Annotated in this window: 18 protein-coding genes, 1 tRNA gene and 4 pseudogenes; 15 read left to right on the top strand and 8 right to left on the bottom strand. The window is 70.9% G+C overall.

Features of this window, described 5'->3' with window-relative positions:
* Window positions 1–2 precede the first annotated feature (2 nt).
* The 9 genes and pseudogenes from glp to OH735_RS15140 form a co-directional block, all read left to right on the top strand.
* Complete coding sequence (gene glp, locus OH735_RS15180; protein WP_406382051.1) at window positions 3–1,313, top strand: gephyrin-like molybdotransferase Glp; 1,311 nt, start codon at window positions 3–5, stop codon at window positions 1,311–1,313.
* 125 nt (window positions 1,314–1,438) lie between these two features.
* Window positions 1,439–1,939 (top strand): cyclic pyranopterin monophosphate synthase MoaC, encoded by a 501-nt coding sequence (gene moaC, locus OH735_RS15175; RefSeq protein ID WP_406382050.1) that lies wholly within the window; start codon window positions 1,439–1,441, stop codon window positions 1,937–1,939.
* Between the two features lie 104 nt (window positions 1,940–2,043).
* Window positions 2,044–2,544: a molybdenum cofactor biosynthesis protein B gene (locus OH735_RS15170; protein WP_406386569.1), complete on the top strand. Its 501-nt coding sequence runs from the start codon at window positions 2,044–2,046 to the stop codon at window positions 2,542–2,544.
* 17 nt (window positions 2,545–2,561) lie between these two features.
* A complete protein-coding gene (locus OH735_RS15165; protein WP_406382048.1) occupies window positions 2,562–3,167 on the top strand; it encodes a GNAT family N-acetyltransferase in 606 nt (201 codons plus the stop codon).
* 163 nt (window positions 3,168–3,330) lie between these two features.
* Window positions 3,331–4,443: a gephyrin-like molybdotransferase receptor GlpR gene (glpR, locus tag OH735_RS15160; protein WP_406382047.1), complete on the top strand. Its 1,113-nt coding sequence runs from the start codon at window positions 3,331–3,333 to the stop codon at window positions 4,441–4,443.
* 97 nt (window positions 4,444–4,540) lie between these two features.
* A tRNA-Ala gene (locus OH735_RS15155) sits at window positions 4,541–4,614 on the top strand.
* Between the two features lie 92 nt (window positions 4,615–4,706).
* On the top strand, window positions 4,707–4,898 hold the full coding sequence (locus OH735_RS15150) for a hypothetical protein (RefSeq protein WP_406382046.1): 192 nt from the start codon (window positions 4,707–4,709) through the stop codon (window positions 4,896–4,898).
* Between the two features lie 469 nt (window positions 4,899–5,367).
* Window positions 5,368–6,441 (top strand): MarR family transcriptional regulator, encoded by a 1,074-nt coding sequence (locus tag OH735_RS15145; RefSeq protein WP_406382044.1) that lies wholly within the window; start codon window positions 5,368–5,370, stop codon window positions 6,439–6,441.
* A gap of 327 nt (window positions 6,442–6,768) precedes the next feature.
* Window positions 6,769–7,161, top strand: a pseudogene (locus OH735_RS15140) (glycosyltransferase family 2 protein); the annotation flags it as partial.
* 156 nt (window positions 7,162–7,317) lie between these two features.
* On the opposite strand, the gene OH735_RS15135 reads toward OH735_RS15140, so the two are convergent.
* The 4 genes and pseudogenes from OH735_RS15135 to OH735_RS15120 form a co-directional block, all read right to left on the bottom strand.
* Window positions 7,318–8,172 (bottom strand): class I SAM-dependent methyltransferase, encoded by an 855-nt coding sequence (locus OH735_RS15135; protein ID WP_406382043.1) that lies wholly within the window; start codon window positions 8,170–8,172, stop codon window positions 7,318–7,320.
* Window positions 8,173–8,390: 218 nt separating this feature from the next.
* Window positions 8,391–8,573: pseudogene (locus tag OH735_RS15130) on the bottom strand (ABC transporter ATP-binding protein); the annotation flags it as partial.
* A gap of 42 nt (window positions 8,574–8,615) precedes the next feature.
* Entirely contained in the window at window positions 8,616–9,053 is a 438-nt protein-coding gene (locus OH735_RS15125) for a cytidine deaminase family protein (RefSeq protein WP_406382042.1), read from the bottom strand.
* Between the two features lie 21 nt (window positions 9,054–9,074).
* Window positions 9,075–9,266, bottom strand: a pseudogene (locus tag OH735_RS15120) (transposase); the annotation flags it as partial.
* A 187-nt stretch (window positions 9,267–9,453) separates the two neighbouring features.
* Here OH735_RS15120 and OH735_RS15115 point away from each other — a divergent pair.
* The gene (locus OH735_RS15115; protein WP_406382041.1) at window positions 9,454–10,245 is read left to right on the top strand and encodes an SAM-dependent methyltransferase; all 792 of its coding nucleotides are present in this window, start codon (window positions 9,454–9,456) and stop codon (window positions 10,243–10,245) included.
* A gap of 61 nt (window positions 10,246–10,306) precedes the next feature.
* Here the strand turns inward: OH735_RS15115 and OH735_RS15110 are convergent, their stop codons facing one another.
* Complete coding sequence (locus tag OH735_RS15110) at window positions 10,307–10,786, bottom strand: GNAT family N-acetyltransferase (protein WP_406382040.1); 480 nt, start codon at window positions 10,784–10,786, stop codon at window positions 10,307–10,309.
* Between the two features lie 50 nt (window positions 10,787–10,836).
* Between OH735_RS15110 and OH735_RS15105 the strand changes: the two genes are divergently transcribed.
* Entirely contained in the window at window positions 10,837–11,652 is an 816-nt protein-coding gene (locus tag OH735_RS15105) for an exodeoxyribonuclease III (RefSeq protein ID WP_406382039.1), read from the top strand.
* Between the two features lie 87 nt (window positions 11,653–11,739).
* Here the strand turns inward: OH735_RS15105 and OH735_RS15100 are convergent, their stop codons facing one another.
* Window positions 11,740–12,408, bottom strand: a complete 669-nt coding sequence (locus tag OH735_RS15100; RefSeq protein WP_406386567.1) for a MerR family transcriptional regulator — start codon at window positions 12,406–12,408, stop codon at window positions 11,740–11,742.
* Window positions 12,409–12,576: 168 nt separating this feature from the next.
* Between OH735_RS15100 and OH735_RS15095 the strand changes: the two genes are divergently transcribed.
* The 4 genes from OH735_RS15095 (at window position 12,577) to OH735_RS15080 (ending at window position 16,279) form a co-directional block, all read left to right on the top strand.
* A complete protein-coding gene (locus tag OH735_RS15095) occupies window positions 12,577–14,097 on the top strand; it encodes a flavin-containing monooxygenase (protein WP_406382038.1) in 1,521 nt (506 codons plus the stop codon).
* Window positions 14,094–15,071, top strand: coding sequence for an alpha/beta fold hydrolase (locus tag OH735_RS15090; protein ID WP_406382037.1), 978 nt, complete (start codon window positions 14,094–14,096; stop codon window positions 15,069–15,071). The genes OH735_RS15095 and OH735_RS15090 overlap by 4 nt, the downstream gene beginning before the upstream one ends.
* Window positions 15,068–15,961 carry an SDR family oxidoreductase gene (locus tag OH735_RS15085; RefSeq protein ID WP_406382036.1) on the top strand — a complete coding sequence of 298 codons (894 nt, stop codon included), beginning with the start codon at window positions 15,068–15,070 and terminating at the stop codon, window positions 15,959–15,961. The genes OH735_RS15090 and OH735_RS15085 overlap by 4 nt, the downstream gene beginning before the upstream one ends.
* An 84-nt stretch (window positions 15,962–16,045) precedes the next feature.
* Window positions 16,046–16,279 carry a hypothetical protein gene (locus OH735_RS15080; protein ID WP_406382035.1) on the top strand — a complete coding sequence of 78 codons (234 nt, stop codon included), beginning with the start codon at window positions 16,046–16,048 and terminating at the stop codon, window positions 16,277–16,279.
* A 134-nt stretch (window positions 16,280–16,413) separates the two neighbouring features.
* Here the strand turns inward: OH735_RS15080 and OH735_RS15075 are convergent, their stop codons facing one another.
* Window positions 16,414–17,481, bottom strand: a complete 1,068-nt coding sequence (locus tag OH735_RS15075) for a serine/threonine dehydratase (protein WP_406382034.1) — start codon at window positions 17,479–17,481, stop codon at window positions 16,414–16,416.
* A gap of 120 nt (window positions 17,482–17,601) precedes the next feature.
* Window positions 17,602–18,839, bottom strand: a pseudogene (locus OH735_RS15070) (ABC transporter substrate-binding protein).
* Between the last annotated feature and the right edge of the window lie 20 nt (window positions 18,840–18,859).

Here is an 18,859-nt window from a genome sequence, read left to right as displayed (position 1 = left end):
CTTTGAGCAGCACGATCTGGTCGGTGGACGAGCACCTGGAAGACATTCTCGGCGCGGTGCGACCGCTCGAACCCATCGAGCTGCAACTGCACGATGCCCAGGGCTGCGTCCTCGTCGAGGATGTCGTCGTGGAGATCGCCCTGCCGCCCTTCGACAACAGCTCGATGGACGGGTACGCGGTCCGTGTCGCCGATCTCGAGGGCGCCGACGAGGAGTTCCCCGCGGTGCTCACCGTCATCGGTGACGTCGCGGCCGGCAGCGACGGGCTGCCCGGAGACCGCCGCGTCGGCCCCGGCGAGGCCGCCCGCATCATGACCGGCGCCCCGCTGCCGGCCGGCGCCGAGGCCGTGGTCCCGGTCGAGTGGACCGACGGGGGCACGGGCGGTGGCCCGGCCGCCACGATGCGCGCCCACCGCGACGCCCCGGAGGGCGCGGGCGGCGAGGTCCGCGTCCACCGCCCCGTCGAGGCCCGCGCCCATGTCAGGGCCCGCGGCAGCGACGTCAAGCCGGGCGATCTGGCCCTGCGCGCCGGATCGGTGATCGGCCCGCCGCAGATCGGTCTGCTCGCCGCGATCGGCCGTTCCACGGTGAAGGTGCGGCCGCGGCCGCGCGTCGTCGTCATCTCGACCGGCAGCGAGCTGGTGCAGCCCGGCGAGGAGCTGACCGGCGGCCGGATCTACGACTCCAACAGCTTCGCGCTCACGGCCGCCGCCCGGGACGCCGGAGCGATCGCCTACCGGGTCGGCGCCGTCACCGACGACGCCGACACCCTCCGCGCCACGATCGAGGACCAGCTGATCCGCGCCGACATCGTCGTCACCACCGGCGGCGTCAGCGTCGGCGCGTACGACGTCGTCAAGGAAGCCCTGTCGTCGGTGGGCGACGAGGACGAGCCCGGCAGCGGCATCGACTTCCGCAAGCTGGCCATGCAGCCCGGCAAGCCGCAGGGCTTCGGCTCGATCGGCCCCGAACACACCCCGCTGCTGGCGCTCCCGGGCAACCCCGTCTCGTCGTACGTCTCCTTCGAGCTGTTCGTACGGCCCGTGATCCGTGCCCTGATGGGTCTTCAGGACGTGAACCGCCCCACCGCCCGGGCCACGCTGAACACCGACAAGGCGCTCTCCTCACCGGCGGGCCGACGCCAGTTCCTGCGCGGTACGTACGACGCGGAGGCCGGCACCGTCACCCCCGTCGGCGGCTCCGGATCGCATCTGATCGCCGCCCTCGCGCAGGCGGACGCGCTGATCGTGCTGCCCGAGGACGTCACCTGCGCCGAACCCGGCACGGACACCGAGGTGATCCTGCTCCGCTGATCCCCGGGCGGTGGCGGTACGGTATCTGCCGCTGTGCCGTCCCGGGGACACCCCCGGGCCCCTCGGCCCGCACCAGTGGTGCGGGCCGGTCGGACAACCGGCGCCCTACCGCGAGGCGGAGTGAGTTGAGTACGCAGAACAGGCTGACGCACATCGACGAGGCGGGCGCGGCCCGCATGGTCGACGTCTCGGAGAAGGACGTCACCGCGCGGGCCGCCAGCGCCAGCGGCCGGGTCCTCGTCTCGCCGCGCGTCATCGAACTGCTCCGCGGCGAAGGAGTGCCCAAGGGCGACGCCCTCGCCACCGCCCGGATCGCCGGGATCATGGGCGCCAAGCGCACCCCCGAGCTGATCCCGCTCTGCCACCCGCTCGCCGTCTCGGGCGTCAAGGTCGAGCTGAGCGTCGCCGACGACGCGGTGGAGATCCTCGCCACGGTGAAGACCACGGATCGCACCGGCGTCGAGATGGAGGCCCTGACGGCCGTCTCGGTCGCCGCGCTCACCGTGATCGACATGGTCAAGGCGGTCGACAAGGCGGCGGTCATCACGGACGTGCGGGTCGAGTCGAAGTCGGGCGGCAAGTCCGGCGAGTACCGGCGCACCGCGCCGGACGGAGCGGACGCGTGACGGCGCCCGACGGGGTGGCCGTCGGCGGGCCGGACGAGAACGCGGCGTCCGGAACCGGGCAGTCCGGTGACGGCCGACCGGCCGAGCCTCCGCTCGGTGGCGCGCTGACCGCCCCGTACGCCGCCCTCGTCGTCACCGCATCCAACCGGGCCTTCGCCGGGGTCTACGCGGACAAGGGCGGCCCCCTGATCTCCGAGGCGCTCACGCGGCTCGGCTTCGCCGTCGACGGACCGCGGGTCGTGCCCGACGGCGACCCGGTCGAACAGGCACTGCGCGCCGGGGTGGCCACCGGGTACGACGTCATCGTCACCACCGGAGGTACGGGCATCTCGCCCACCGACCGCACCCCCGACGCCACCCGCCGCGTCCTCGACCACGAGATCCCCGGCATCCCCGAGGCGATCCGCGCCGAGGGCCGCGACAAGGTGCCCACCGCCGCGCTCTCCCGCGGCCTCGCGGGCGTCGCCGGCCACACGCTCATCGTGAACCTGCCGGGCTCCACCGGCGGGGTGCGCGACGGCCTCGCCGTCCTCGAACGTCTCCTGACGCACGCCGTCGACCAGCTTCGCGGCGGCGATCACCCCCGACCCGGGAGCCCGAGCTGAACGTCCCGACCTGGCCGGTGGTCCTCACGGACGGAGCGGTCACCCTCCGCCCGGTGAAACTGCGCGATCAGCGCATGTGGCGCGAGGTCAACCGGCGCAACCGTAACTGGCTGCGCCCTTGGGAGGCGACCGTGCCGCCGCCCGCCCCGGGCGGCCCCGTGACCCAGCGCCCCACCTACCGTCAGATGGTCCGTCATCTGCGTTCCGAGGCCAACGCGGGCCGGATGCTGCCCTTCGCCATCGAGTACGAGGGCCGTCTGGTCGGGCAGCTGACGGTCGCCGGCATCACCTGGGGCTCGATGTGCTCGGGCCACGTCGGCTACTGGGTCGACCAGGACGTGGCGGGCCGCGGCGTGATGCCGACCGCCGTCGCCCTCGCGGTCGACCACTGCTTCCAAAGGGTCGGACTGCACCGCATCGAGGTGTGCATTCGGCCGGAGAACCGGCCCAGCAGAAGGGTCGTCGAGAAACTGGGATTCCGCGAGGAAGGTCTGCGTCCGCGCTATCTCCACATCGACGGCGCCTGGCGGGACCATCTGATCTACGCGCTCACCGCGGAGGAAGTACCCGAGGGACTGCTCCGGCGCTGGCACCAGGCACGACCCGGAACGTCACGGAAATAAAATAAGTGTTCGATATCGATCGGCGTATGACCACAAATGAACGCGCAAACATGCGCTGCCGATCTGAACAATCACAAAAAAAGTCCTTGAAATCAGCCGGATCGTGCGACACACCGGGCCAATTGGCGGATCCCTCCGTGCAAACCCCTCTACGGTGTGAGACGTGAGCAGCAGCGGCCTCATCTACGCAGTCATCGTCGGGGCCTGGGCCGCCTACTTGGTGCCGATGTGGCTCCGCAGGCAGGACGAGCTCAACGAAGCCCGTCCGACGGAACGCTTCAGCACCGCCATCCGGCTGCTGTCCGGACGGGCGGCAATGGAGCGCCGGTACGCCAAGGAGCTGCGGGAGCGCACCGCCGAGGAGGCGGGGCCCGACGCCGACCCGGACGTCGACACGGACCGTATGGAATCCGTGGACGTCCGGGCCTTCGCCGCGCCTCCGGCGCATACCGAAGCCCGGTTGCACGACCCGGCGCACCCGCCCGAGCGCGCGGACCGGGAGCGCCCCGCGTCCGCACGGCGCGCGCGCCCCGGCGCAGCGGACGCCGAGCGCGTCCGGCGCGCCCAGCGCCTGCAGGTCCTCGCGCGCCGTCGGCGTACCACCGTCGTCCTCTTCCTCGCCTTCACTCTCGGCGCGGTCGTCGCGGCGGTCGGCGGCCTCGGTTTCCTGTGGGCGCCCGCGGTTCCGGCGGTGCTGCTGAGCACGTACATCGTGCATCTGCGCGCCCAGGAGCGGCGCCGGTTCGCCTTCACGATGGACCGGCGGCGGGCCGAGGTGGCGGCGCAGCATCTGCGCGAGAACCGCCCCCGCAGGCACCAGCCGGCCGCGTCGGCCCCCGCAGAGGCCGACGAGGAGCCCGAAGCGCGCCACCCCGAGCCCGAGCCCGCACCCGCCCTCTCCCCGCAGGAGGCCGGCCGGCGCGCCCTGGTCGAGCAGACGGACCACGCGGAATGGGTCGACCAGCAGCGCGAACGCGGCCGGGTCCAGGGCGACAGCTGGGAGCCGGTCCCGGTCCCGCTGCCGACGTACGTCACCGCCCCGGTCGCCCCGCGCGCCACGGGCGGCGTCGAGGTCGGCAACCCGGAGACCTGGAGCGCGGCCCGCTCCAGCACCGCGGAACCCATCCAGACGGGCACCTCGCACGCCACGGCACCTCCCGTCGACCCGGCGCCGCGCCAGCGCACCAACCAGTCCCGCCGCACCCGCGACCGCGGCCGGACCCCGCTCTTCGACCAGTACGAGGACGGGGAACGCCCCCGTGCCGCCAACGAGTGAGACCGCCGGGCCCCCGCTGCGACACCGACTCGGCTGACCAGCACGGAACGGATTTCCGAGCACCCCCGAGGGGGTGCTAGAGTTTCACTCGTTGCAAGGGCCTGTGGCGCAGTCTGGTAGCGCACCTCGTTCGCATCGAGGGGGTCTGGGGTTCAAATCCCCACAGGTCCACCGCACATAAAGAATCCCGGTCCGACGATCATCGTCGGACCGGGATTCTGTCGTTTCAGGCGTGGGTTCTCTCCCGCGTCGACGTTCACGACGTGACCAAGGAGATCGTCGGCCGGGCCGCCGCCCTCCTGCGCGCCCACCACCTCCACGGCCACAAGTACGCCATCGACGCTGCCTTTGCCGTTATCGCCGGCGTCGCGCCCCGGCCGGTCACCGTTCTTACTTCCGACCCGGAGGACCTCACGCTCCTCTGCGGCCCCGCGGTAGAGATCGTCAAGGTGTGAAACCTTGACGCACCCGAACCGCGCCCGAACCGCACCCGAGGCCGAAGAGGCCCGCCGTTTGCGATGGAACCGCTGGGTGTGGGCCGCGAGTACCGCATTGGACGGTTCGTGATCACGTGTGCGCGGACTCCCCGCGGCCCGAGCTTCGGGATTCGAGCCTCGGAAGGGGCCCGTTCACTCTTTCGTGGGTACGGGGACGGCGCTGGGCCCGAGTCTGGAGCTTCGGGCTCCGGGCGTCGGGGTCCGGGCTTCGGGACCCAAGCTGTGTCTTACAACCGGTAGGTAAAAGAAGGGGGTTGGGAAAACCTCCCCACCCTCCCTGACCCGTCACGGCCAGCAAGTATGACTAATCGTGACCGACTTGCGGCGCGGAGTCGCGGCTGCTTACGGTGCCCCCAACGTAACGACCCCGACGCGGTGTTAGCAGCACCGAGCCGGGGTCTCACCCCAAGATCGACAGGACGATCCCGTGGTTACCCAGAACCTTAGCCCTGCCCTGTGCGCGCCCGCATCCTCGCGCCCGTACCCGAAGGCGAAGCCCGGCTACGGGAAGCGATCCGTACCGGACCAGCGCCCGCCCCGCGAGGACGACTTCGCGTTTCTGCCCGAGCGCGAGCGGCACATCGCGGGCTACGTCGACAAGCTGCCCGACGGCGCGGCGATGGACATCAAGTCGCTGGCCAAGTGCCAGCCGCTATACGGGCAGATGGCCGTCGGCAGCGCGCTGCGGGCCCTGGGTGTGGCCGGTCATCTGCGTCACGTACGGTGCCTGACCGGCGAAGGCGGCCAGGCCCGCTGGGTCACCCGCACCTTCTGGTCCCGCGCCGCCCGCGACAATGAGTGGTGGACCGCCTTCCTCGCCGCCGAGGAGAGCCGCCCCGTACCGCAGGAGGCCGCAGTGGCCGTCGCGACCCCGCCGCCGTGGGCCTCCGCCGATCCCGCCGCACCCCGGGCAGATGTTCCGGCCGAAGGGGCCGCACCCGTAGCGGTACCGCCACCCGTAGCGGTACCGCCACCCGTCCCGGCCGTGCCGCAGCAGCGCACTGCGGAGCCGAAGTGCGACAAGGGTGCCTCGGGGCACCCCTCGATCGCCTTCCTCACCCTGGCCCAACTCGGCCGTACCGAAACCCGCTTGGCCCTCTCCGCCGCAGACTGCACAGCGCTGGAGCAGCCGGCCGCCGAGTGGTTCGCACGCGGTGTCGACGCCGACTACCTCACGCACGCCCTCACCGCCGGACTTCCCGCGGCTGTCGACTCGCCCGTCGGTTTCGTCAGGCGTCGCCTCCTCGACAAGATCCCGCCCCGCCTGCCCGTCACCCCGGCACCGGCTGCGCCGGGCGCTCCCGTACGCCGTCTGATGGTCGAGTGCATCGAATGCGGCGCGCCTGGCAAGTCCGAGGCGTTCCGCGACGGGCTGTGCGGCCCCTGCCGCGAACCCGCTCCGGACCCTGCAGCCCACCCTGCCCCGGAGGCGGCCCCCGCCATCGAACGCGACATCCAGGCTCATGTGAACCGTCTTCGCGAGCAGTTGAAGCTGCGTTGACGCTTCCGGCGCCAGGTCTTGCCGGTGCCCGGGTCCTTGAATTCCACCTCTTTCGACGGTCGCCGTGTCCCCCGCTCGGAACCACGACCTGGCCGGTACGAGCATGAGTCCCGGGCCTGGGAAGCTGGGTGCGGCATCGAAATTCGCTGGACGGTTGTCCGCAATCCACCCGAGCGTCACCCGATCCATCGGCTGGTGGGCCGGCAGTCGGCGCTGGGAGGCGAGTTCATGCAGGCGGGCGCGGCCGGGCGGAGTGGTATCGGTCATGGCGTCCTTCACACAGATGGGTACAGAGCAGGCGTGAAGCTGGGCCTGGCGATCCTGACGATGGGCACCCGGCCCAAGGAGCTGGCGGAGCTGCTGGCCTCGGTCCATTCGCAGACGACTGAGGCGTCGCGGACGGTGGTGGTGGCCAACGGATGCGCGATGCCCGATCTGCCGCCGTGGGTCGAGACGGTGCGACTGGATGAGAACCTGGGGGTGACCGGCGGCCGCAACGCTGCCCTGGCGCATCTTGAGGACATGGACCTGGTGCTGGACCTGGACGACGACGGCCTGCTGGTGGCCGACGACGTCTTCTCCACGATCACCGCGCTGTACACGGCGGAGCCGCGGCTGGGGATCGTCGGGTTCCGTATCGCCGACGAGACCGGAGTGACCCAGCGCCGCCACGTGCCCCGGCTGCGGGCCGGTGATCCGATGCGCGGCGGCCTGGTGACTGGCCACTCCAGGTAGCGGCTCGCCCCGTCCTCAATGTCCACCTGTGAGGTTCCCCCGAGACGCGGAAAGAAGTGACGGCGGGTCAGATGGGGCTCATGAGAGGAACATCGACCATGGCTGCCCCAGGAACTTTGACCGGCCGGCCGCTGGGGCGTGTCAGCGTGCGGTGACTGAATACGCGGCGAGCGCTCGGTTACCGCGCGGCTTGGCGATGGCCCGGAGAACGTCGGCCTGGCTCAGGACGATCTGTCGCACCGGCTCGGGCAGCGCGGCCAGGCGTTCCTCCGTTCCGGCCAGGTCGAGGCAGGCAGCGATTTCCCAGTCGCCGTCCTGGAGGGCTTCGGTATCGACTGACTCGCTGCCGTCGGTCGTCCAGCCGGTCTCGGGCAGCAGCCGCAGCAGCCCCTCGCGGGAGAAGGGTGTGCGGACGTTGCCTTCGCCATGCGATCCTGCGGCCTCGATCTGCCCTTGGATCAGCACGGCGAGGAGGTGTGCCAGCTGGTCGCCAGAGGTGGGCGTCAAGTCCCACTCGGTGAACCATAGTCGCCGCGCCCACGGCCGTACCCGGGCCAGTGTGTCTCGCAGTTGCCCGAGCGAGGCGAAGTACCAGGAGCAGTGTGCGAGCACCACGTGGTCAAAGGCGCCTTCGGGGAAGTCGACCGATGGGTCGAGGACGTTCGTGCCGAATCGGAAGTCGATGCGCGGCCCGAGGGAGCCCGCCGCGAGCCGGGCGGCCGATTCCCCGAGCGTGACCGGCGCCCCGTAGGAGGGCTCGGCCACGTCGACGGCCACCACGCGCCCCTTGGGTCCGACCGCCTCAGCCAGGACGGCGGTCATGTCGCCCTGTCCGCAGCCCAGTTCGAGAACGGTAGAGCCGGGCGTGATGTGCCAGCTCGCCACCAGCGCGGCCCGGTGGCGAGTCTGGGACAGCTGGATATCCGGGCTGTGATCGGCGGCGGCCATGCCGGCCGCGAGCGAAAGGGCCTTGGCCCGGAGATCGGAATGATTCACAAAATCCTTGGTGGTGCTCGACGTCAGTTCGGGCCGACAATACGAGACACCCGGGCGGCGGCGCCTCCGACTTCCCAGGCACCCTGCGACGCCGCAGCCGGAGCCTACGGCGCCGCGGGGCTGAGCCGGGCCACCGGGGATTCGGTGGTCAGGACCTGGCCCGCGGGGGTCGGAAGGGCATCCCCGCCACGAGCGGGATGCCCTTCTGCGCCCGGCGGTCACCGGGCCCGGTTCACCCGCCGCTCGTCCCACACCGGCTCGTTGGTCTCGCGCACGACGCCGTCCGAGCCGAACAGCAGGTAGCGGTCGAAGGACTTGGCGAACCAGCGGTCGTGGGCGACGGCCAGGACCGTTCCCTCGTACGCCTCCAGCCCCTCCTGCAGGGCCTCCGCCGATTCTAGTGCCGCATCAGGCAACGTTCGCCCTGTTAATGTCCGGCGGTGTCAGCGCGTGCTGAGTGGCTCGGTTTGCTCAGTGTCGAGCTGGTGGTCGGCCCAGATGTAGCTTTTGGGAAGCAGGTCGGTGATGGCGACGGTCCGGAGGCGGTCGCCTGTCCCGACGATGACTTTCAGGGCCGGGAAGTAGTCGACAAGGACCTGGCGGCACCGTCCGCATGGGGGAACGACCCCCCGGTCGCGGTCGCCCACGGCGACGATCGTGTCCAGTTCGTAGGCACCCAGGGTGGCTGCCGCGCCGATGAGAACCAGCTCGGCGCAGGGGCCTCCCGTGAAGTGGTACGCGTTCACTGCGGTGACGATCCGGCCGTCCTGGGCACGGGCCGCGGCCGCCATGGTGTGGTTGTCGCCCCGGCAGCGAGTGCGTGCGACCTGGGACGCGGCCTGGATGAGTTCGTGGTCGACGTGGTGGGTCTGCGTGGTCATCGTCCCTGCCTTCGTAAGGTGTCAGGCGACGTTGACTCGAGTGACGATTGTGTGCAAGCGAATATCGGCGGTGTGCTTGTTCCGCCAGACGATGTAGCGGCGGATTACGCTGCCCTGCTCCTTGTGGCCGGCGTGGTCGGTGCCGTCGAGAGTGAAGTAGCGCAGGGCGGTGAACTGGGCCTCGATGCGGTTCAGCCACGAGGAGTTGGTAGGTGCACTCCGACGCCAGCAATCAATGATGCGTGCGACGCGGGGGCGGGCCGGGATCTCCGGGGCCGAATTTCGGTCGGCCTAGTCCTATTGACGTCACGTCAGGTCATGGAGATCACGTTCGAGCTGTGCGTCGCCTACGCTGAAGGCGCTCGCCTGCTCATGAATTCCCCGTACGGAGGAGCGTCCTGTGACGGCCGGAATGCCCCAGCCGCAGCTCCCGATCGACACCAGCAAGCCCCACCCCGCGCGCGTCTACGACTGGCTGCTGGGCGGCAAGGACAACTATCCGGCCGACCAGCGGGTGGGGGAGACGCTGCCCGAGGAGGCGCGGGGCAATGCGGCGCGGAACCGGGCGTTCATGCACCGGGCCTCCGCCTGGTTGGCGAGGAACGGCGTCGACCAGTTCCTCGACATCGGCACCGGTATCCCCACGAAGCCCAATCTGCACCAGGTCGTCCAGGCCATCACGCCGACCGCCCGGGTCGTCTACGCGGACAACGACCCGATCGTCCTGCGTCACGCGGAAGGGCTGCTGATCAGCAGCCCGGAAGGCGCCACCGACTACCTCCACGCGGATGTGGGGGAGCCGCGGGCGATCCTCGAACGAGCCTGTGAGCTGCTGGACTTCAGCAGGCCCGTCGCGCTGTCCCTGATCGCGCTCATGCACTTCCTGCCCGACGACCAGGACCCGTACGGCATCACCCGCACCCTGGTCGACGCCCTGCCCGCGGGCAGCTTCCTGGTCCTCTCGCACGGCACGGCCGACCAGCACCCGGAGCTGAAGCAGAAGACCGAGACCGCGTACAAGAAGGGTGCGATTCCGCTGCGGATGCGTACCCGGAGCGAGGTCGAGCCGTTCTTCGAGGGGCTGGACCTTGTCGAGCCCGGCCTGGTGTTCGCCACGGAGTGGTACCAGGAGGAGCCTGCGCCGGCGCAGGAGCGCAGTGGCTTCTACGTGGGCGTCGCGCGGGTGCGCTGACCGGGGGCGAGGCCGGGGGCTGCGGCCTGATGGTCTGAGGCCCTCGGGAGCGGCGGGGCCGCTACCGCAGCGGTTTCGCGAAGCAGAGGCTGCTTTCGTACGTGCGGTAGTGGCCGAACTTCTCGCACGGGGTGTAACCGCTGGACGTGTACAGCGCGATGGCCTCGGGCTGCTTGTCCCCCGTCTCCAGCACCATCCGGATTCGGCCCGCCGCCCGGGCGTCGGCCTCCAGGGCGGCCAGGATGCGGCGTGCCAGCCCGTTGCCCCGGCCCTCGGGTATCACGAACATCCGCTTGATCTCGGCGTCGCCGTCGCAGTAGCCCTCCTCGTTCCGCTCCTGGGAACGCCAGCCTCCGGTGGCGACGGGGCGGCCCTGCGCATCGTAGGCGAGGAGATACAGACCGTTCGGCGGCTCGAACATCGAGGCGTCGAGCGGTGTGACATCGCCCTCGTCGTCGTACCGGGCCGCGTATTCGAGCTGCACCTGGTCGTTGAGTCTGACGGCGTCCGGGTGGTCGAAGGGGCGGGGCTGGATATTCATGCGGAATATCGTACAGGTATGCGGATCGTTGTTGTCGGTATCGTGCCTGAATGCTCACTGTGACGACCGTCAATGTTAATGGGCTCCGCGCCGCCGCCAAGAAGGGCTTCGTCGAGTGGCTGGCCCGGACCGAAGCCGATGTGATCTGCCTGCAGGAGGTGCGGGCCGAGCCGCAGCAGCTGCCCGACGAGGTGCGTGACCCCGAGGGCTGGCACACCGTGCACGCGCCGGCCGCCGCCAAGGGGCGGGCGGGTGTCTCCCTCTACACCCGGCGCGCGCCCGAGCGCGTGCAGATAGGGTTCGGCGGCTTCGGGGACGCCGGGAGCGAGGAGTTCGACGCGAGCGGCCGCTATGTCGAGGTCGACCTGCCCGGCGTCACGGTCGCCAGCCTGTATCTGCCCTCCGGCGAGGTCGGCACGGAGAAGCAGGAGGAGAAGGAACGGTTCATGGTCGCGTTCCTCCCGTACCTGAAGGGCCTCAGGGGGCGGGCCGCGGCCGACGGCCGTGAGGTCGTGGTGTGCGGTGACTGGAACATCGCCCACCAGGAGGCCGACCTGAAGAACTGGAAGGGCAACAAGAAGAACTCCGGCTTCCTCCCCGAGGAGCGGGAGTGGCTGACCCGGGTCTTCGGCGAGGCCGAGTACGTCGATGTCGTACGGGCGCTGCACCCGGAGGAGGAGGGGCCGTACTCGTGGTGGTCCTACCGTGGGCGGGCTTTTGACAACGACACGGGCTGGCGGATCGACTACCAGGTCGCGACGCCGGGGCTGGCCGCCCGCGCGGTGAAGGGCTGGGTCGAGCGGGCTGCGACGCACGACGAGCGGTGGAGCGACCACGCGCCGGTGACGGTGGTCTTCGAGCTGTAGGACTTCGGCCCGTGGTTCTACGCCGTGTCGGTCGTCGCGGTCTCGGTCATCGGCCCGTCGGGTATGCGCGGTTTTGGGCCCGCTGCGTCACGGGGCGGGCTTGCGCGCCGGGCGCGCGGTGTCCTCGCGGCGCACGCGCCGGTCCAGTGCCATGGAGAGCTCGGCGTCCACCACCGCGCGGGCCAATGGGCGGAGTTGGGGCGGTTCGGGCGCGTCGCCGCGGGCATCCTCGTCGCTGTGGGCTTCGAGGACACCCACGAAGAGTTCGGCGAGCGCGTCCGCGTGTTCGCGGACCCGGCGGCCGGCCGACAGCACCGTGGCGAGCGGCACCCCTTCCCGTACCAGCTGCGCCGAGACCTCCAGCAGGCGGCGGCTGATGTGGACGATCTCGTCACCGTCGGTGGCCAGATAGCCCAGGTCGAGGGCGGCGGCCAGGTTCTCCGGGGTGACCTCGCCCTCGAAGTGGTCCGCGAGCTGTTCGGGGGTGAGGCGGACCGGCGTCTCCTCGCTCGGTTCGCCCAGGCCCAGCACCTCGGCGACATCGCGGCCACTCTCGAAGGTGCGGGCGAGATCCGCGATGCCGGTGAGGGTGTGCCCTCGCTCCAGCAGGCCCGCGATGGTGCGCAGCCGGGCCAGGTGGTGATCGTCGTACCAGGCGATGCGCCCCTCGCGGCGGGGCGGCGAGATCAGGCCGCGCTCCCGGTAGAAGCGCACGGTCCGTACGGGGATGCCGGCCTCCTTGGCCAGCTCCTCCATCCGGTATTCGCGGTGCTCGCGTCCCTCAGCCACACCCGCACCCTATGTTGTACCGCCGGTAACTTTCCCTTGCCGGACCCCTACCCATCGGTACGGAGCTGCTCTACTCTCCCAACAATGCCAGTGATTGCTGGCGGAGTCGTGTGACGTACCGCGGGAGGCGGCAGCATGGCCCAGCACGAGCACGTACGAGTGGCGGTGATCGGATCCGGATTCGGGGGCCTTGGAGCCGCGGTCCGGCTGCGCCGCGAAGGCATCACGGACTTCGTCGTCCTGGAACGGGCCGACTCCGTCGGCGGCACCTGGCGCGACAACAGCTACCCGGGCTGCGCCTGCGACGTACCGTCCCACCTCTACTCGTTCTCGTTCGCGCCCAATCCCGAGTGGCCGCGCACCTTCTCCGGGCAGGAACACATCCGCGCCTACCTGGAGCACGTCGCGGACACCTTCGGGCTGCGCCCGCACATCAGGCTGAACCATGAAGTCATGAAGATGAGTTGGGACCGCGACGAGCTCCACTGGGTCATCGGGACCGGCAACGGGGCCACGTTCACGGCCGATGTCGTCGTCTCGGCGACCGGACCGCTCTCCGACCCGAAGACGCCGGGCATCCCCGGGCTCGACGGCTTCCCCGGCAAGGTCTTCCACTCGGCCCGCTGGGACCACGACTACGACCTGACCGGCAAGCGCGTCGCGATGATCGGCACCGGCGCCTCCGCCATCCAGATCGTGCCCTCGATCCAGCCGAAGGCCACCAGGCTCACGCTCTTCCAGCGCACCCCGCCCTGGGTCATGCCCCGCATGGACCGCAGGATCAGCGGCGCCGAGCGCTGGCTGCACCGCACGCTCCCCGTCACCGGCGCCGCACGCCGCGGACTGCTGTGGGGCATACGGGAGTTGCAGGTCAGCGCCTTCACCAAGCACCCGAACGAACTGGGCCTGGTCGAGAAGATCGCCAAGTCCAACATGGCCCGGTCCATCAAGGACCCGGCGCTGCGGGCCAAGCTGACCCCCTCGTACCGCATCGGCTGCAAGCGCATCCTGCTCTCCAGCGCCTATTACCCGGCGCTCGCCCAGCCCAACGTGGACGTGGTCGCCTCCGGTCTGGCCGAGGTGCGCGGCTCCACGGTCGTCGCCTGTGACGGTACGGAGGCCGAGGTCGACGCGATCATCTTCGGCACCGGCTTCCACGTGACCGACATGCCGATCGCCGACCGGGTGGTGGGCGCGGCGGGCAGCACGCTCGCCGAGTCCTGGAAGGGCGGCATGCAGGCGCTGCGCGGTGCGAGCGCGGCCGGCTTCCCCAACTGGATGACGATCATCGGCCCCAACACGGGGCTCGGGAACTCCTCGATGATCCTGATGATCGAGTCCCAGCTCAACTACATGGCCGACTACCTGCGCCAGTTGAACGTACTGGGCGGCCGGGTCGCACTCGACGCGCGGCCCTCGGCGGTCGGCGCCTGGAACCGCCGCGTCCAGGACCGGATGAAGCGCACCGTGTGGAACACCGGTGGCTGCACCAGCTGGTACCTGGACGCCAACGGCCGCAACACCACGGTGTGGCCGGGCACGACCGCCGAATTCCGCAGGGCGACGCGGTCGGTCGATCTCGCGGAGTACGAGATCGTGCGGCTACCGAAGCGGGCCGCCGCCGAGCGGGCCGTCGCCGAGGAGGTCGTGGGATGAGCCGGCTGCTGCGGCGGGACGACGCTCCGCCGGTCCCCGCGCGCGAACTGACCGCGCTCTGTGCCGACGGCGCCCGGATCCACGTCGAGGTCCACGGACCGGACAACGCCCCCGCGGTGGTCCTCGCGCACGGCTGGACCTGCAACACCCACTTCTGGGCCGCGCAGATCCGGGACCTGGCGGTGGACCACCGGGTCGTCGCCTACGACCAGCGGGGCCACGGCCGTTCGCCCGCCGTTGGCCGCGAGGGCTACAGCACGGACGCCCTCGCCGACGACCTCGAAGCGGTACTGGCCGCCACCCTCGCACCGGGCGAGAAGGCCGTGCTCGCCGGGCACTCCATGGGCGGCATGACGATGATGGCCGCCGCGCGGCGCGCCGGACTGCGGGCACACGCGGCGGCCGTGCTGCTGTGCAGCACCGGCAGTTCGCGGCTGATCGACGAGTCGCTGGTGGTGCCGTTGCGGGCCGGGGCCGTCCGGACCCGGATGACCCGCGCGATTCTCGGGGCACGCGCCCCGCTCGGGCCGGTCACGCCGGTCTCCAGGCGGATACTCAAGTACGGCACGATGGGAGCGGGCTCGGCCCCGGAACGGGTCGACACCTGCGCCCGGATCGTGCACGCGTGTCCGCGGGCGGCCAGGGTCGCCTGGGGGCACGTCCTCGCGGAGCTCGATCTCGACGCCGGGGTACGGGAGTTGCGGGTGCCCACGGCGGTGATCGTGGGTACGCAGGACCGGCTGACGCCGCCCGTGCACGCCCGCGCCGTCGCGGCGGCGCTCCCCGACTGCCTGGGCCTCACCGAACTGGCGGGCATGGGGCACATGACACCGGTGGAGGCGCCCGAGGCGGTCACCGCGAAGATCCGGGAGCTCGTCACCGCGTACGTCCCGGCGGGCGGCGCGTGCAGTGCGCGCGGCGCGGGCAGTACGGACGGTGTGGACGGTACGGCCGAGAAGGAGGATGTCGCATGAGCGACCGGCGGAGTCTCGAAGGACAGGTCGTCGTCGTCACGGGCGCGGCGCGTGGCGTGGGTGAACTGCTGGCACGCAAGCTCTCGGCGCGCGGCGCAAAGCTCGCGCTGGTCGGCCTGGAGCCGGACGAGCTGAAGAAGGTCTCCGAGCGGCTGTATTCGGAGAGCGACCACTGGTTCGCGGACGTCACCGACCACGAGGCGATGGCCCGCGTCGCCGAGGAGGTCAAGGAGCGGTTCGGGAAGGTCGACGTCGTCGTCGCCAACGCCGGAGTCGCGTCCGGCGGACCGTTCGTCGACTCGGACCCGGAGGCGTGGCGCCGGGTCATCGAGGTCAATCTGATCGGCGGCGCGGTGACGGGCCGGGCGTTCCTGCCCGTACTCATGGAGAGCCGCGGCTACTTCCTGCAGATCGCCTCGCTCGCGGCGATCACGCCGGCGCCGATGATGACCGCGTACTGCGCGTCCAAGTCGGGGGTCGAGGCGTTCGCGCACAGCCTGCGGGCCGAGGTCGGCTACCGCGGGGTGAAGGTCGGGGTCGGCTATCTGTCCTGGACCGACACGGACATGGTGCGGGGCGCCGACCAGGACGACGTCATGCGGGAACTGCGGCAGCGGCTGCCCTGGCCGTCGAACCGTACGTATCCGCTGGGCCCGGCGGTCGACCGGATCGTGGCCGGTATCGAACGGCGCTCCGCGCATGTGTACGCGCAGTGGTGGCTGCGCGGGATGCAGTCCGTACGGGGCTGCCTCCCCGCGCTGATCGGCGTCGTCGGGCAGCGGGAGATGCGACGGTTCGGGCCGCGGCTGGAGGGCGTGAGCAAGGGGCTCATGGGTGCGGGAGGCGCGGCGGACCAGGAAGCGCGGGCGGTGCGTACGCAGCGTAATTGATCGAAATGCGCGGCGTGTCGAGGCGTGTAACTCTGGTCGAGGCCCTTACGGGCCGTCCCCACGCACCCACTAGGAGTAAACAGCATGGGTATCGCAGACCAGTTCAAGGACAAGGCGCAGGAGCTCGCCGACCAGGCGAAGAAGAAGGCGAACGAGGGCAAGGGCACGGGCACGGGCCGCGAGGCCCGCGGCGAGGGCCGGGAGCGGGCGCAGGACGCGTCCCAGCGGGCCTCGAAGCCGGGCTCGAAGACGTCGCAGCAGGGCCGTGACAGGGTCCAGGGCGCGACGGACGACACCCGCGAGCGCTTCGACCGCTGACGCGATTCGCGACACTGCGCGTTGCCTGTGAGGGGCGTGCCCGGGTGACCGGGTGCGCCCCTTGCGCGTGGCGTGGACAGGGCTTACGGCGGGGCCGCCGGCCGGGGCGGCAAGCCCGGGCCGGCCGCCGGGAATCAGTGGTCGGCCGGGTGCACCAGGTCGCTCGGGTCGGTGTTCGCCCCGCACAGCACCACGGCGACCCGCTCGCCGTCGCGCGGCCGGTAGCCGTAGCCCGGCGCCGTCGGCCCGTTCGGCCCGTTCGGCCCGTTCGGCAGGTCCGGAGCGCTGAGCGCGGCCAGTGCGGTGGCGGCAGCGTGCTCGACGGCGACACGGCGGTGGTCCCACAACGCCTTGCGGGCGCGGACGATTTCGCCGTCCGGCACCAGGACGGAGCGGACGTCGTCCCGGTCGGCGGCGTGCAGGGCCAACGCGGTGGCGCGCCGGGCGCCGAGGGCGTCGACGGCGACCGAGTCGACGGGGACGTCGACCGGGCGACCGGCCTCGATGGCTGCGTTCAGCGCCCGGCAGTTCTCCGGCTCGACGGCGACCGTGCGGATTTTGTGGTGCCGGGCGGCGGTGGCGACGCCGGCGAACAGGCCGCCGCCGCCGACCGAGACCACCACGGTGTCCAGACCGGGGATCTGGGCGTGGATCTCCTCCAGCAGGGTGCCGGCCCCGGCGGCGATCAGCGGGTGGTCGTAGGCGTGCGCGGCGAGCGCGCCGGACGAGACGGCGAACTCCTCGCACGCTTCGAGAGCTTCGGCGTACTCCGCGCCGACCACCCGTACGTCCGCCCCGAAGCCGCGGAGCCTGGCCACCTTCACCGCCGGGGCGACGATCGGCACGAACACCGTGGCTCGCACGCCCTGCTGCTGGGCGGCCCACGCGCAGGCCAGCCCGGCATTGCCGCCGGAGGCGATGGTCACCCCCGCGCTCGGCAGGGTGCCTGCCTCGCGGTGGGCCTGGATGAAGTTCTGCGCGCCGCGCGCCTTGAAGGAGCCGGTGTACTGCATGAACTCCAGCGCGAACCAGACCTCGTAGGGCTCCTCGGACGGGGCGTCGAGCGGACCGCGGCGCGCCGTGCGGATCGTTTCCGGTGCGACGGGCGCGACAGGTGCGACGGGTGTGACGGTGACCGGGCGGATGTGCCCGGCGGTCCGGTCGGTAGCCGCCTTGATGTCGTCGTAGGTGAGCTGCTGCACGTCGTTGCTCCTGCCGAGAGAGGCCGCGACCGGGCGAGGAGTCGGGCGGGGACGGTACGGGTGGGGGAGAACGCGCAGACGATCGTCGCCCGTCTGCACCCTGGTGTCGTGAGTGCTCTCTCAGCCGGCGTGAAGGATCCGAAAGCGATCGGGTTCCGCCGGATCTCGATCAACGACTTGGATTGGCGGCCGAGCCCATTGCCAAACGCTGATGCCTGGCGTGCGGGAGAACTGGATCTGCCCGCGGGTGCCTTCGACTGCGACGCGCGGCCAGGATTCGGCAGTGCGCGCCCGGTCCGCGCCGTGAGAACGCAGCACATCGGCGAGGACGGCGACCGTGTCGTAGCCCTCGAAGGCGACGAAGGAGGGCGCTGCGGCCAGCTGCTCGCGCAGGGCCGTCTCGACTCGTGCACCGAGTGGGCCGAGGCGCTCGGGCAGGTAGCGCAAGAACGGGATCGCGGCGCTGTCGTCGCCCAGCAACGTCGCCCATTCGGCGAACTCCGGTTGCCCGGCCGGAGCACCAATCATGATCTCGGCGAGGCGCTGGTCGCGACGGACCGACTTGACGATCGGCACGGCCGGCTCCGGGTGGCCGACCAGAAGAAGGAGGGCGGTCGCGCGATTGTCGACGAGTTCGTCGCACACGGCCGCAGGGGTGAGCGCGCTCATGTCGAGTTCGATGACGGTGCCGCCGCGTGGAGCGAGGTAGTCGCGCAGAATGCGGGTCCCGGATGCCCAGTAGACACTCGGCTGGGCTGCTACGGCGATTCGGCTGTGGCCCGCGCCGAGGAGGAAGTCCGCGTAGATCTGCCAGCCGCGGGACTGCGGCGGGGCGAGGCGCGCGACCCATTCCGTTGGCTGTTCGGTGAGCGCGTCGAGCACCGCTGACGAGCAGAGGAACGGCAGGCCGAGGGCGTCGGCCCTGGCGGCAGCGGCGCGAGCGACGACGCTGTGATACTCCCCTGCCAAGGCAGCCACACCCAGGCGAGCCAATTCGTCTACGGCCGCCGCGGCCCTCTGTGGATCAGCCGCGGTGTCTCGGACCACCAGCTCGAGTGGTCTTCCGACGATCCCGCCGGCGTCATTGACTTCGGATACGGCCAGCTCGAGTCCAGCGAGCAAGTGTTGGCCTGCCTCGACCCAGCCAGGCCGGGTGAGCGGAACGAGAGCGCCGATCCGCACTGATGATCCGTCAGTCCGCTCCGTTTCAGATGTCGATGGCGGCGTATTCATGCGTTGGCGTCTCCCTCGTGACAATTCGGTCGCAGGTTGCCCGGATCGCCGAGTGGTATGACCCGGTGGTACGCGTCCATCTCATCTCGCCGTGGCGGGCGCACCTGCGTGATCATGCTGGACATTGCATCCACCATCATCGCCA

The organism is Streptomyces sp. NBC_01618, from assembly GCF_045209435.1.
In the GTDB taxonomy this organism is placed as follows: Bacteria; Actinomycetota; Actinomycetes; order Streptomycetales; family Streptomycetaceae; genus Streptomyces.
Note: the sequence above shows the minus strand (reverse complement) of the source record. Positions and strands in the feature narration are given on the sequence as shown.

Coding starts and splice junctions, on each gene's coding strand:
- OH735_RS15105 (WP_406382039.1), top strand. CDS start 10,837: ATGCTCACTGTGACGACCGTCAATGTTAATGGGCTCCGCGCCGCCGCC.
- OH735_RS15090 (WP_406382037.1), top strand. CDS start 14,094: ATGAGCCGGCTGCTGCGGCGGGACGACGCTCCGCCGGTCCCCGCGCGC.
- OH735_RS15100 (WP_406386567.1), bottom strand. CDS start 12,408: ATGGAGGAGCTGGCCAAGGAGGCCGGCATCCCCGTACGGACCGTGCGC.
- OH735_RS15125 (WP_406382042.1), bottom strand. CDS start 9,053: ATGACCACGCAGACCCACCACGTCGACCACGAACTCATCCAGGCCGCG.
- OH735_RS15080 (WP_406382035.1), top strand. CDS start 16,046: ATGGGTATCGCAGACCAGTTCAAGGACAAGGCGCAGGAGCTCGCCGAC.
- OH735_RS15110 (WP_406382040.1), bottom strand. CDS start 10,786: ATGAATATCCAGCCCCGCCCCTTCGACCACCCGGACGCCGTCAGACTC.
- OH735_RS15095 (WP_406382038.1), top strand. CDS start 12,577: ATGGCCCAGCACGAGCACGTACGAGTGGCGGTGATCGGATCCGGATTC.
- OH735_RS15085 (WP_406382036.1), top strand. CDS start 15,068: ATGAGCGACCGGCGGAGTCTCGAAGGACAGGTCGTCGTCGTCACGGGC.